The 12,069-nt window shown below is 70.9% G+C and carries 14 protein-coding genes; 5 read left to right on the forward strand and 9 right to left on the reverse strand.

All coding sequences use genetic code 11. The features are described from left to right. Positions 1 to 13 precede the first annotated feature (13 nt). The 6 genes from C693_RS0107665 to C693_RS0107690 all read right to left on the reverse strand — a co-directional run bounded on the left by C693_RS0107665 (position 14) and on the right by C693_RS0107690 (position 4,658). Complete coding sequence (locus C693_RS0107665; RefSeq protein ID WP_241762646.1) at positions 14 to 991, reverse strand: glycosyltransferase family 9 protein; 978 nt, start codon at positions 989 to 991, stop codon at positions 14 to 16. Between the two features lie 234 nt (positions 992 to 1,225). Beyond that, a complete protein-coding gene (xerC, locus tag C693_RS0107670) occupies positions 1,226 to 2,131 on the reverse strand; it encodes a tyrosine recombinase XerC (RefSeq protein WP_043598535.1) in 906 nt (301 codons plus the stop codon). Between the two features lie 10 nt (positions 2,132 to 2,141). Then, complete coding sequence (locus tag C693_RS0107675) at positions 2,142 to 2,825, reverse strand: DUF484 family protein (protein ID WP_017461679.1); 684 nt, start codon at positions 2,823 to 2,825, stop codon at positions 2,142 to 2,144. Positions 2,826 to 2,924: 99 nt separating this feature from the next. Next, positions 2,925 to 3,758 carry a diaminopimelate epimerase gene (gene dapF, locus C693_RS0107680; RefSeq protein ID WP_017461680.1) on the reverse strand — a complete coding sequence of 278 codons (834 nt, stop codon included), beginning with the start codon at positions 3,756 to 3,758 and terminating at the stop codon, positions 2,925 to 2,927. Between the two features lie 15 nt (positions 3,759 to 3,773). Then, positions 3,774 to 3,971: an LPS translocon maturation chaperone LptM gene (gene lptM, locus C693_RS0107685; RefSeq protein WP_017461681.1), complete on the reverse strand. Its 198-nt coding sequence runs from the start codon at positions 3,969 to 3,971 to the stop codon at positions 3,774 to 3,776. A gap of 51 nt (positions 3,972 to 4,022) precedes the next feature. Then, on the reverse strand, positions 4,023 to 4,658 hold the full coding sequence (locus C693_RS0107690) for a hypothetical protein (RefSeq protein ID WP_017461682.1): 636 nt from the start codon (positions 4,656 to 4,658) through the stop codon (positions 4,023 to 4,025). Between the two features lie 196 nt (positions 4,659 to 4,854). Between C693_RS0107690 and C693_RS0107695 the strand changes: the two genes are divergently transcribed. After that, on the forward strand, positions 4,855 to 5,541 hold the full coding sequence (locus tag C693_RS0107695) for a hypothetical protein (protein WP_017461683.1): 687 nt from the start codon (positions 4,855 to 4,857) through the stop codon (positions 5,539 to 5,541). On the opposite strand, the gene C693_RS0107700 is transcribed toward C693_RS0107695, so the two are convergent. Beyond that, positions 5,538 to 5,996: a GNAT family N-acetyltransferase gene (locus tag C693_RS0107700; protein WP_017461684.1), complete on the reverse strand. Its 459-nt coding sequence runs from the start codon at positions 5,994 to 5,996 to the stop codon at positions 5,538 to 5,540. The two genes, C693_RS0107695 and C693_RS0107700, sit on opposite strands and share 4 nt — an antisense overlap. 305 nt (positions 5,997 to 6,301) lie before the next feature. Between C693_RS0107700 and C693_RS0107705 the strand changes: the two genes are divergently transcribed. Next, entirely contained in the window at positions 6,302 to 7,786 is a 1,485-nt protein-coding gene (locus C693_RS0107705) for a RimK family alpha-L-glutamate ligase (protein ID WP_017461685.1), read from the forward strand. Between the two features lie 10 nt (positions 7,787 to 7,796). Here C693_RS0107705 and C693_RS21340 read toward each other — a convergent pair whose 3' ends face one another. Then, entirely contained in the window at positions 7,797 to 9,806 is a 2,010-nt protein-coding gene (locus C693_RS21340; RefSeq protein ID WP_026107258.1) for a putative bifunctional diguanylate cyclase/phosphodiesterase, read from the reverse strand. Between the two features lie 108 nt (positions 9,807 to 9,914). Next, on the reverse strand, positions 9,915 to 10,124 hold the full coding sequence (locus C693_RS21345; protein WP_017461687.1) for a hypothetical protein: 210 nt from the start codon (positions 10,122 to 10,124) through the stop codon (positions 9,915 to 9,917). Positions 10,125 to 10,277: 153 nt separating this feature from the next. On the opposite strand from C693_RS21345, the gene C693_RS0107720 reads away from it, so the two are divergent. From C693_RS0107720 to C693_RS0107730, 3 genes are all read left to right on the forward strand, one after another. Then, entirely contained in the window at positions 10,278 to 10,835 is a 558-nt protein-coding gene (locus tag C693_RS0107720; protein ID WP_017461688.1) for a lipocalin family protein, read from the forward strand. 64 nt (positions 10,836 to 10,899) lie between these two features. Continuing rightward, entirely contained in the window at positions 10,900 to 11,721 is an 822-nt protein-coding gene (gene aroE / locus C693_RS0107725) for a shikimate dehydrogenase (protein ID WP_017461689.1), read from the forward strand. An 8-nt stretch (positions 11,722 to 11,729) separates the two neighbouring features. Further along, complete coding sequence (locus tag C693_RS0107730; RefSeq protein WP_017461690.1) at positions 11,730 to 11,981, forward strand: YkgJ family cysteine cluster protein; 252 nt, start codon at positions 11,730 to 11,732, stop codon at positions 11,979 to 11,981. The last annotated feature ends 88 nt before the right edge of the window (positions 11,982 to 12,069 follow it).

Consider the following 12,069-nt stretch of genomic DNA (forward strand, 5'->3'; position numbering starts at 1 on the left):
GCCCCGCCCGGGCTCAGTCGACCGCCCGAGCTCTGGACAGAGCGTCCAGGAAGGCCGTTGCGGCCGCTATGGCTGGTGCCACGTCAGACGGATCGACGGCGATCGCGCCGTCGAGCGGGCCGTACGGCCGGTAGCGGTCCAGATTGGGCCGGGTGAACAGGCCCAGCGTGGGCGTGCCGCTGGCGCAGGCCAGATGCATCACGCCGCAGTCGCCACTGATGTAGCCGTCGCATTGGCGGATCAGCGCCGCCATCCGGCGCACGTCGCTGGAAAAGTAGGCCGGCAACTTTCCCTCCAGCTGCGAGCATCCGTGCGCGGCCACCATCTCGATGAAGCGCAGCGAAGGGTCACGCTGTTGCAGCGTCTCGATGAACTGCTGCCACCACTTGCCGGGCAGTCGCTTGTTGCCGGTGGCGTTGGGGAAGATCGCCACCACTGGCCCCCGGGGGGACGCCTGGTCGAGCAGATCGTCGAGCGTGGCGCGCCCGTCCTCTATTTCGTCGGTGCGCAGTTTCACGCACAGCCGGGGCTGCGGGCGCTGCAGGGCCGCCGCCCCGGCAACCAGTGCATGTCGCAGCGCATGCACCGCATCAAGGGCGAAATGGCCTGGAGCGCTCGACCACACCGCCTGCCAGGCGGAACCGGCCTGGCGCTGATCCTGGGCATCGAATGGCGGGGCGATCCATTGTCTTGCGCCGCTCCAGCGCATGAGCAGGCGGGCGGAGTGCGACCCCTTCACGCAGTCGATGGCGAGGTCGTAACGGGCGCGACGCATCGAACGGATCGCCCGCCAAAGGCGCCAGGGATGGTGACCGGGGCGGCGGGTGAGCTGGTAGATGCGGCGGACCTGGCGAAAGCCGGCAAAGATTTCCGGGGCGGCCTCGCAACCGGTGACCACGTCGACCTCGGCGCCGGGGAAGTGGCGCTCGAGTTCGCACAGCAGCGGCGTGATCAGCAGCGTGTTACCCAGGCGGTGGTTGGGGCGCAGCACCAGGATCCGGTGAATGCCGCGGCAAGCCAGTCCACCGACCGGTACGCGCCCGCCCGCCATGGGCGGTGACGACGGTCCGAGTTCCCGGGATGCGGGGGGGTGCGCCAGCGGGTTGTCCGGGGAGACGACGGGAACCATCGGCAGCCATGCTGAACAGAAGATGCCCGGGAGTGTCGACGCTTCCCGCTTTCAGGCCGCTTGCGTCATTCCGTCGCCAACCTTTCGTCGCCGGAATTACTTGCGTTTGGCACGCGGATGGGCCGCGTCGTAGACGCGGGCCAGATGCTGGAAATCCAGGTGGGTGTAGATCTGCGTGGTGGCGATGTCGGCATGGCCGAGCAACTCCTGCACCGCCCGCAGGTCGCCGGAAGACTCCAGCATGTGGCTGGCGAAGGTGTGTCGCAGCAAGTGGGGGTGGACGCGCTTTGCGCTTCCCTGCTGCAGCGCCAGCGTCTTCAGGCGGGCCTGCACCGTCCGGGGGCTGATCGGCGCGCCACCCCGTCCGCGGAACACCGGCGAGGTGGGGTTCATGCCTTCGGCCCCGCCCAGCGCGCGCAGTGCTTCCACCGCCGGGCGACCCACCGGCACGATACGGGTCTTGCGGCCCTTGCCGAGCACGCGCACCTCGCCGCCTTCCAGGTCCAGATCCTGCCAGTGCAGCCCGCACAGTTCGGACAGACGCAGGCCGGAGGAATAGAACAGCTCGAGCATCGCCCGGTCGCGCAGGCCGAGTCGGCCTTCCTGCCCGCCGTGTTCGATCAGGCTGGCCGTTTCGTCCACATCGAGCACCTGCGGCAGCTTGCGGTGCACCTTGGGTCCCCGGACCCCGAGTGCGGGGTCGTGGTCGAGCCGGCCCTCGCGTGTGAGGTGGCGAAACAGGCTGCGACAGGCCGAGAGCAGGCGCTGCAGGCTTTTCGGCGAGAGTCCGGCACGGTGTTCGGCTGCGACGAAGCGGCGCATGGCGTGGACGTCGAGCTGATCGAAGCCGGCCAACTCGTGCGCCTCCATGTAGCGCAACAGCTTGTCCAGATCGCGCCGGTAGCCGGCCAGTGTGTGCGGCGATGCCTGCCGTTCGTCGGCCAGGCGGACCAGCCAGGCCTCCACCTGCGATCGGGCGGGGGCGGCCGATGTCCGGGTCACGGCGACGGGCTCAGCCGATGTCGCGCGCCCGCGTCAGCGCGGCGGTGATGGTGGTGGCGATCATCTTCAGGAACAGCGTGCCCATGCCGGGCTGGAAATGATCGGGATTGCTCGAGCCGATCGCCAGCAGGCCCAGCTCGCCCAGCGGCATCACCGCCGCCGAGCGCACGTTTTCGGCGCGCTGACCGAACAGCCGGTACAGGCGTTCGGCCGACAGGCGTCCGGCGATCGGCTCGTGGTGGGCCAGGAAGTCCGCGAACTCCGGCAACCCCCCACGCCCCTCCGGCACGTGCACCAGCCAGTCCGCCGGCGGCAGCGTGGCCGGTCCGAACAGCACCAGCCGGACCTGCTCGGTCTGGAAGTCGGCGCTGAGCTTGGCGATGACGCTGCGCGCAGTGACCTCGGGCGTGTTGGCGCGCAGCAGGGTGATGGTCAGGTCGTGCACCCGCTTCATCAGCGCTTCGTTCTCGCTGGCGATGGCGATCAGCTCGGCCAGCCGGCCCTCGAGTTCGGCGTTCTTCTCGCGCAGGCTCTGCAGCTGGTACACGGCCAGGGAGGCGGCGGCCCCCTGTTCGCGGGGCAGCGTCAGTTTCGCGGCAAGGTCGGGGTAGTCGGCCAGGAAGTCGGGGTGGCGGCGCAGATAAGCGGCCACCTGCTCGGGCTGCAGCGTCGGCTCGGTCACGCTGTCGGTCATGCGGGTCGATCCTCGGGCACGTCGGGGACAGGGCGCAGCATCTTTCGCCGCGCGAACGTGCCGAGTCTGCGACCTGCGCGGGCGAACATCAACGCCGCGTCACGCCGGCCACTCGCCCTCGAACACGAAGGCGGCCGGACCGCGCATCCACAGCGTGTGGCCAGGGCCGGGCCATGCGATCGCGAGCGAGCCACCCGGCAGATCCACGCGCACTTCTGCATCCACCAGTCCGCGCCGCCGCAGCACCGCCATCGCCGCACAGGCGCCGGTACCGCAGGCCAGCGTCCAGCCGGCGCCGCGTTCGTGCACGCGCAGCCGGACGTGGTCGCGCGCCAGCAGCTGCACGAAGCCCGCGTTGACCTGTTGCGGAAAATCCGGATGCGCGGTGACGCGTGGTCCCAGCGGGTCCACCTCCGGGGCATCGATGTCTTCCACCAGCAGCACCGCGTGTGGATTGCCCATCGATGCCACGCCGATGGCCAGCGTGTCGCTGCCCACGGCGAGCGGATGAGCGTCGACGTCGCGCGCGCGCTGGAACGGCAGGCGCGACGGCTCGAAAGCCGGTTCACCCATGTCCACCGACACGTCCAGTGGAGCCCGCAGCTGCACCGCGACCGGGCCGGACGGACTCTCCAGCCGCACCGTCTTGCCCAACGGCAGCGCCCCGGCGCGGTGCAGCCAGGCTGCGACGCAGCGAGCGCCATTGCCGCACTGGCCGGATGGCGAGCCGTCGGCGTTCCAGATGCCGTAATAGAAGGCGCAGGACGGGTCGCGCGCCTGCTCGACGGTCAGCAGCTGATCGAAGCCGACTCCCTTGCGACGATCCGCCATGGCGCGGACCAGCGATACGTCCGGAACGGAAGGATCGTGCCGGCGGTCGAGCACGACGAAGTCGTTGCCGATGCCGTGCATCTTGGAAAAGCGCAGCGTCATGCGCCGGGAGTCGCCTCAGCGCGCGCCGGTCGATGCCGGGGTGCTGGTCGCCGGCGCCGGCATCGCGCTGCCTGCGGCGGCGGGCAGGGCTGCGCTTGCGGCGGAGGCGGGCGCCACGGGCCTCGCGGGCAGCACCAGCGGCCCCTTGTTGCCGCAGCCGGCCAGGGCGGCTGCGGACAGGGCGGCCAGGGTGGGCAGGAGCAGACGGCGCATGCGGAATTCCTCGACCAGGGGACCGCGAGTATAGCCCTGCGCCGCGGCCGGTCAGGGCTCGCTGCTGGTATCCCGCTGGGTCTCGCCCACGGTCACCGTGCCCTCGTACTGCGCGTTGCGCACCTTGAAGTACGGCTTCGGGTCCCATGGTTCGGGCGAGGCCATGTCCGCGCTGCCGCACCCTGCCCCACGCAAGCCGACCCGGGCTGCGCGCCTGCAATTCACGCCCTCGGTCCGCGACGGCCCGACCGCTGCCGTTTGCACGCCGGGATCGTCGCCCAGGTGCGAGCCGGTGGGCTGGGTGCGGTAATAACGCAACTCGCCGATCATCCGTGGCTTCGCGTGCACGTCGGCATAGGTCCTGGCCAACTCGTCGCGCGCCACGGTCGCCTGCTTGCGCCGGTCATCGGAGAGGTCCTTCCAGATATCGTCGCGGGTCGCCTCGAAACGGGGATAGCCGCGTTCGGCAGCCAGCGCAGTCCACGCCCGGGCCTTCACCGGGTCGCGAGCGATCCCTTGCCCGCTGAGGCATCTCAAGCCGATGCCGAGCGGGTACACCCTCTCGGCGTGGCAGACGCCGGTGGTGAACAGCTGCATGGCCCCCGCGTAGCGGCCACGGGAACAGGCCTCCATCCCCTGGTACTGGCCGAACTGGCCGGGATGCCTCCAGGTGCTGGCTTTGGCCATGCCGTCGCACCCGGGGATTCCCCGGTGGCTTCGGTGGCCCGGGTCGTCCCGGCCAGCACAACAAGGGCGACGCGCCGCCGCCGCGTGGCGGATCTCCTTGGTCGCCGGTGGGCATCGGCTAACCTAGGCCCGGTCGTGGCCGTCGGCACCGCACCGATGGTCACGGCCCGAACCCGTCCTGCCCCTGGAGTGACCCGTGAACTGGGAGCATCTGCTCGCTCTGCCCGCCACCCTGCTGTTCGTGGTCGCAGCCGCACTGCTGCTGCTGGCGTTGGCCGCCGCCGCGGGTGGCCGTCGTCACTGGCGAGGCCGGCGGCGCCTGCGTGCCTCGCTGGCGCTCGTGCTGACCCTGGCCTGGCTGGTGCTGGCACTGGGCTCGTTCACGCTGGGATGGAGCCTGCGTGGCTACCGCAAGCTGGTCGCCGAGGTGCCGGTGGTGGCGATCGACGCACGCATCCTGTCGCCGCAGCGCTGGTCGCTGACCCTGACCTGGCCGGACGGCAGTTCGCGGGTGGTCGACGTGGCCGGCGATGCCTTCCGGGTCGAGGCGATCGTGCTGAAGTGGAAATTGCCGGCGCTGCTCGCCGGCGCGCCGCCGGTGTACCGGCTCGACCGCATCGACGGTCGCTATGACGATGCCAGGCAGGAGCAGGAGGCTCCGCGCACGGTGATCGACTTCGCTCCCGCCAGTGGCTTCGATCTGCTGACCCTGCGCAAGGACTTGCCCGGCTGGTTGCCCGAGGTGGACGCCGTGTTCGGCAGCGGCGCCTTCCTGCCGCTGGTCGACCGGGGTCACTACGAAGTGACCATGATGCGCACCGGTGCGCTGGTGGCCCGTCCGGACGATGCGACCGCGCAGCGGATGCGGGAACTGCTGCGCTAGCGCAGCGCGGCATCCAGCGGCCGCGCATAGCGCCAGGCGTCCGCGCCGTCTTCGTAGTAGCCATCGATGCGCGCGAAGCGGCGGTAGCCCAGCCGCTCGTAGAGGCGGATCGCGTCGGCGTTGTCGGTGCGCACCTCCAGCCGCAGCTCGCGGCAGCCGCGCCGCCGCGCGGCGCGCTCGACACCGGCCAGCAGCGCCGAACCGACCCCCTTGCCGCGCGCTTCGGGCCGGCTGGCCAGCGAATACAGCCGCGCCACCCGGCTGCCCTTGCGGAAGAACACCACCGCGGTGCCGAGGAAGCGCCGGTGGTTGGCACTGGCCACCAGCACGCGTGCGCTCTCGCTGTCCAGGTGCCGCCGGTACTGCGCCCGGCTCATGCGGTCGCTGTCGAAGGTGGCGTCTTCCAGCGCCACCAGGTCGTCGAGGTCGGACAGTTCGGCACGCCGAACCCGCACATCGGCGGTGGCGGGCGCAACGGGATGGGCGGGGCGGGCAGCTCTTTTCAGGGCGGTCGATCCGGGTGGGGAAGGGTGCGCAGGATGATGTCGCCGGCGTGGGGCGGCCGTGACGAGCGCGGCACTTTAGTGCAGCCGGGGCCACGGCGCACCGGTGTCCGCGATCGGCTCACCGGCGGTTTAGTCGTCCTTCAGTGGACCGGCTTGTGCGCCCGCAGCGCTATGCCAAACTGCGCGCCTTGTGCCGCGCCGCCCGCACCCGGCCTGCGACGGGGCCTCCCTCTCACGCGCGTTCCCGAGGTGTCATGACCCGCCTGGTCATCGTTGTGGAAAAAGCCTCGGACTGGGGCTCGTACTACCCGTCGGTGGACGTGGTCAGCGCGATGGACTACCTGCGCGAACCGATCGGCGCCGACGAGGAGCGCACCCACGTCATCAACCTGTGCCGCAGCTACAAGTACCTGGGCACCGGCTACTACGTCTCGCTGCTGGCCGAGGCCCGCGGACACCGGGTGATGCCCTCGGTGCGCACCATCAACGACCTGCGCCGCCGCTCGCTGTACGGCCTGGACATCGACGACCTCAACGGCAAGCTGACCCGCTTCCTGCCGGCCGGCGGTCGCGACACCACCGACTTCGGCATCCTGGTCTACTTCGGCGAGACCGCCTACCCGGCGCTGCAGGACCTGGCGCGCCAGGTGTTCGAAACCTTTCCCTGCCCGCTGCTGCGGATCGAGTTCGAGCGCGAGCGGGTGTGGCAGGTCGCCTCGATCAAACCGGTGGGCCTGCACACGCTGGACGACGCCCAGGAAGACGCCTTCGCCGCCGAGCTGGACCGGTTCTCCAAGAAGCTCTGGCGCAAGCCGCGGGCGCGCAAGCGCTACCGCTACGACATCGCCATGCTGGTCGATCCGAACGAGGCGATGCCGCCGTCGAACAGGAAGGCGCTGAAGTCCTTCATCGAGGCCGGCAAGGAGCTGGGCATCGAGGTCGATCCGATCGGCAAGAACGACTACCCGCGGCTGGCCGAGTACGACGGTCTGTTCATCCGCGAGACCACGGCCAGCGACAACCACACCTACCGCTTCGCCCATCGCGCCGAGCGCGAGGGGATGGTGGTGATCGACGATCCGGCCTCGATCCTGCGCTGCACGAACAAGATCTTCCTCAACGACCTGATGGTCTCGCGCAAGCTTGCCGTGCCGCGCACCGAGATCCTCTACCGCGACAACCTCAAGGGCCTGAAGGACGTCGGCGAGAAGCTCGGCTTCCCGATCGTGCTGAAGATCCCGGACGGCTCGTTCTCGCGCGGCGTGGTCAAGGTGGAGGACGCCGCGGCGCTGGAGAAGGCGGCCGGCGAGCTGTTCCAGCACAGCGCCCTGCTGCTGGCGCAGGAGTTCCTCTACACCGAGTTCGACTGGCGCATCGGCGTGCTCAACCGCGAGCCGCTGTACGCCTGCAAGTACTACATGTCGCGCGGCCACTGGCAGATCTACAACCATGGTGCCAAGGGCACGGCCAAGTCGGGCGGGTTCGAGACCATCCCGGTACGCGACGTGCCGTCCGATGTTCTCAAGCTGGCGCTCAAGGCCACCCACACGATCGGCGACGGGCTTTACGGCGTGGACCTCAAGCAGGTCAACGGCAAGCCGGTGGTGATCGAGGTGAACGACAACCCGTCGATCGACGCCGGCGTCGAGGACGTCTACCTCGGCGAGGACCTGTATCGCCGGATCATGCAGGAGTTCCTGCGCCGGCTGGAGCACAAGCGGCTGGGCATCGGCCGCTGAGCCGACCGGCTCAGGCGCCGACCGGCACGCCGGCGAACCCCGCGGCCAGCAGGGTCGCCGTCTCGCCCGGCGGCATCGGCCGCCCGAACAGGTAGCCCTGGCCGATATCGCAGCCTGCCTGCACCAGCCAGCTCGCCTGCTGCTCGCTCTCCACGCCCTCGGCCACGGTGTGCAGGCGCAGCTTGCGGGCCAGCGCGATGATCGCCTCGGTGATCTCGCGGTCGTGGTGCGAGGCGTCCGCGCCATGCACGAACGACTGGTCGATCTTGATCGTGCGCGCCGGCAGCTGGCGCAGGTGGCTGAGGCTGGAGAAGCCGGTGCCGAAGTCGTCGATGGCGATGCGGAAGCCGAGCGTCTCCAGCTCGCGCAGGTGGCGCAGCGTGGTGTGCACGTCGGTCATCGCCGCGGTCTCGGTGATCTCGAACTCGATCGCGTGCCGGTCCAGTCCGGTCTCGGCCAGCGTGCGCAGCAGTGACGGCACGAAGTTGGCGCTCTGGATCTCCTGCATCGAAAGATTGATCGCCACCGGCACCAGCGGCAGGCCCTCGGCGCGCCAGCGCGCGATCTGCCCGGCCACCTCGCGCACCACGCGCTCGCCGAGGCGGGCGATCAGGCCGCAGTCCTCGGCCAGCGGAATGAACATCGACGGCGGCAGCTGCCCGCGGGTCGGATGGGCCCAGCGCGCCAGTGCCTCCAGCCCGACCAGCTCGCGCGAGCGCAGGTCGACCTTCGGCTGGTAGCACACGCGCAGCTCGTCGCGGCCCAGGCCCTCGCGCAGGTCGGTGGACAGCGCCAGCCGCTCGCTGGCGCGGGCGATCATCTGCGGCTCGTAGAAGCAGAAGCCGGCCTTGCCCCGCTCCTTGGCGGCATACATGGCGATGTCGGCGTGGCGCAGCAGTTCGGTCGGCTCGGCGCCGTCGTCGGGAAACACCGCCACGCCGATGCTGGGCGTGGCGGTCACCTTCTGTCCGGCCACCAGCACCGGGGCGCCGACGCGGGCGAGGATCTTCTCGCAGATCGCGCCGAGGTTCTCGCGGCTGCGGAACCGTTCCAGTACCACCACGAACTCGTCGCCGCCGAAGCGGGCCACCGTGTCGCGCGGGCGCACGCTTACGCTCAGCGCCTCGGCGACGCGGCGCAGGAACTCGTCGCCGGCCTCGTGGCCGAGCGTGTCGTTGATCGATTTGAAGCCGTCCAGGTCGATGAACATCACCGCCACGTCCAGCCCCTCGCGTCCGGCTGCCGGCAGCAGCTCCTGCAGCTGCGCCAGCACCTTGGCGCGGTTGGGCAGGGCGGTGAGCGCGTCGTGGAAGGCTTGGTGCACCAGCGCCTGGCGCGCCGATTCCAGTTCGGCGCGGATCTGTGCCCCCTGCCGCGCCAGTTCGCGCTGCGCGCGCTGCACCACCGCGGCCAGCAGCAGTACCAGCGCGGAGATCACGAACGCCGCGGCACCGGGCGCCTGCGCCGGGGGGCGCATCGCGGCGTCTGGAGCCAAGGCGTTGCCGGCGACCGGCAGTGCCGCGATGGTCAGGCCGAGCACCCCCGCGGCGCCCCATACCCGCGGCGCGGAGGGCCGGGGCTGCCGTGCGCGCCAGGCCAGCGCGAGCACCGCGCCGGTAGCGCCGAGCAGCAGCATGTACGCGAGACAGCCGGCCACGCCCGGGCGGCTCAGTCGCTGGTCGAAAGTGGTGGCCAGCGCCAGGCCCGTGCCGAGCAGGAGGCCGGCGAGCCAGGCGCGCCCGCGTGCGGCCTGGCACAGCGCCAGCACGGCGCTCGCCCAGGCGATGCCGCCGGCCACGGCGGCATGCGCGCCGCCGAGGCTGGAGGCCCCGGCGTGGCCGAGATACTGCGTGGTCCAGACGCCTGCTGCCAGCACCGCGGCGCCGAAGCCGAGCCACAGCATGGCCACCGCACCGCGCGCAGAGGCCACCCGCGGGATCGTGTCCAGCGCGAGGTAGGCGTGCAGGGTGGCGAGCGCGCCCAGCAGCGCGGGCAACCAGAGGTTGTGAGGTAGTGCCATGCGGCCCCGTGTTCACGCCCGGGGCCGCATCCCCGGGCACTGTCGACGTTCAAGCGAGCGCGTCTTGTAGCACAGAAGCACGCCCACGGCGCGGGGACCGCGGCAGGTTCAGCCCCGGCGCAGGCGCAACCCGGCCAGCGCGCAGGCCGGCGCCAGCACCAGCCAGAACAGCGGCGACCAGCCCGCTCCGACGGTTCTGGCCGGCAGCGGCGTCAGCGTCAGGGCGAAGGCACCGACCAGCAGCCAGCACAGGCCGATCGCGGCGGCGTACTGCGTGAAGGAGGGAGCGACGAGGCTTGCGGTGGACAGGCGGGACATGGCGGACTCCGGTGGCCGAACGGTTGCCGCCGAGCTTCCGGTGGAGCCGTCTCAGCGGCTGCGATGGCCGAAGGTCCCCGCCCGGGCCGTGCATCGGTTCGACATGGCGGGCCGTACCTCCAGAACAATCCCGATCCCCAAGCGAGGCTCCCCATGCAACGCCGCTCCCACTCGCTCGCCCTCCTGCTCGGCATCGCCCTGCTCGGCGGCTGCGCCAGCCAGCCACCGCTGCGCGAGGCGCACCCGGTCGACCTGCAGCGCTACATGGGTACCTGGTACGTCATCGCCCACGTGCCTTACTTCGCCGAGCGAGGCGACGTCGCCACCACCGACGAGTATCGGCTCAAGCCGGACGGCACCATCGCCGTCACCTACCATTACCGCAAGGGCTTCGACGCGCCGGAAAAGACCTGGGGCGGCAAGGCCTGGCTGCCGGATCCGTCCAACGCGGCGCACTGGAAAGTGCAGCTGGTATGGCCGCTGCGCTCCGACTACATCATCGTCGACCTGTCGCCGGACTATGGCTCGGTGCTGGTCGGCCTGCCCTCGCGCAAACTCATGTGGATCATGGCGCGCGAGCGGCAGCTGCCGGATGCCGAGTACCGTCGCCTGCTCGACGTGGCCAAGGCCCAGGGCTTCCCGGTCGAGGAGGTGCGCAAGGTGCCGCAGAAGCCGCAGGACCTCGGCCAGCCGGGCTTCGACACGCCATGAGCCGGATCGGAACGCCGTCGCGGCCCGGTTAGAATCGTTGCCCGTTTCCACCGAAGGACCCGCCATGACCGACCGCCGTTACGCCGTGTTCGGCCATCCGATCGGCCATTCGCTGTCGCCGCGCATCCACGAGGCCTTCGGGCGGCAGTTCGGCCTCGCCGTCGACTACCGCACCATCGACGCGGCCCCGGCGGATTTCCCGGAGGCCGTGCACGCGTTCTTCGCCGACCGCGGCCACGGCGCCAACGTCACCCTGCCGCACAAGGCCGCCGCACTGGCGCTGGCCGACACCGCCAGCGAGGCGGCGCACCGTGCCGGTACCGCCAACGTGCTGACCCGGCTGGCGGACGGCCGGCTGGCCGCCCACAACACCGATGGCGCCGGCCTGGTGCGCGACCTCGTCGACCGCCACCGAGTCGACCTGCGCGGCCACGATGCGCTGCTGCTCGGCGCCGGCGGCGCGGCGCGCGGCGTGGCCTGGTCCCTGCTGGACGCCGGCGTGCAGAGCCTGACCATCGTCAACCGCAGCCCGGCGCCGGCCGACGCGCTGGCCGACGCGATCGGCGAGCCGGCCCGCGTCCACACCCGCTACTGGGAAGACCTCGCCGACATCGGCAGCTACAACCTGATCCTCAATGCCACCTCGGCCGGGGTGCTGGGCAAGTCGCTGGAGCTGCCCACCGCGCTGGTCGGCGCGCGCGCGCTCTGCTACGACCTCAGCTACGGCACCGCGGCGATCGCCTTCCTCGCTTGGGCGAAGAGCGCCGGCGCGCTGTTCGCCTTCGACGGGCTGGGCATGCTGGTGGAGACCGCGGCCGACGCGTTCGAGCTGTGGCATGGGCATCGTCCGGACACCGATCCGGTCTACGCCACGCTGCGCGGCTGAGCCGCCCGATGGACTGCCGCGCCGGCTGCGGCGCGTGCTGCATCGCCCCGTCGATCAGCTCGCCGATTCCCGGCATGCCGCAGGGCAAGCCGGCCGGCGTGCGCTGCGTGCAGCTGGACAATGCGAACCGCTGCCGGCTGTTCGGCCGGCCCGAACGCCCGGCCGTCTGCGCCAGCCTGCGCCCGGAACCGGCGATGTGTGGCGATGACCGCGACCACGCCATGCGCTGGCTGACCCGGCTGGAAGCGGCGACGCGCTGAGCCCGGCGCTTCATCCGCGAAGCGCGAATTCTTGCGCGGCAGGTCCGTGCTAGCGTGCGTCGCACAGGGGGCATCATGACGAAGGGAG

The sequence above is a fragment of the Dyella ginsengisoli LA-4 genome (genome assembly GCF_000334915.1).
Lineage (GTDB): Bacteria > Pseudomonadota > Gammaproteobacteria > Xanthomonadales > Rhodanobacteraceae > Dyella_A > Dyella_A ginsengisoli_A.

Coding starts and splice junctions, on each gene's coding strand:
- lptM (WP_017461681.1), bottom strand. CDS start 3,971: ATGCGCCGTCTGCTCCTGCCCACCCTGGCCGCCCTGTCCGCAGCCGCC.
- C693_RS0107705 (WP_017461685.1), top strand. CDS start 6,302: ATGACCCGCCTGGTCATCGTTGTGGAAAAAGCCTCGGACTGGGGCTCG.
- C693_RS21345 (WP_017461687.1), bottom strand. CDS start 10,124: ATGTCCCGCCTGTCCACCGCAAGCCTCGTCGCTCCCTCCTTCACGCAG.
- aroE (WP_017461689.1), top strand. CDS start 10,900: ATGACCGACCGCCGTTACGCCGTGTTCGGCCATCCGATCGGCCATTCG.
- C693_RS0107690 (WP_017461682.1), bottom strand. CDS start 4,658: ATGGCCAAAGCCAGCACCTGGAGGCATCCCGGCCAGTTCGGCCAGTAC.
- dapF (WP_017461680.1), bottom strand. CDS start 3,758: ATGACGCTGCGCTTTTCCAAGATGCACGGCATCGGCAACGACTTCGTC.
- C693_RS21340 (WP_026107258.1), bottom strand. CDS start 9,806: ATGGCACTACCTCACAACCTCTGGTTGCCCGCGCTGCTGGGCGCGCTC.
- C693_RS0107675 (WP_017461679.1), bottom strand. CDS start 2,825: ATGACCGACAGCGTGACCGAGCCGACGCTGCAGCCCGAGCAGGTGGCC.
- C693_RS0107730 (WP_017461690.1), top strand. CDS start 11,730: ATGGACTGCCGCGCCGGCTGCGGCGCGTGCTGCATCGCCCCGTCGATC.
- C693_RS0107720 (WP_017461688.1), top strand. CDS start 10,278: ATGCAACGCCGCTCCCACTCGCTCGCCCTCCTGCTCGGCATCGCCCTG.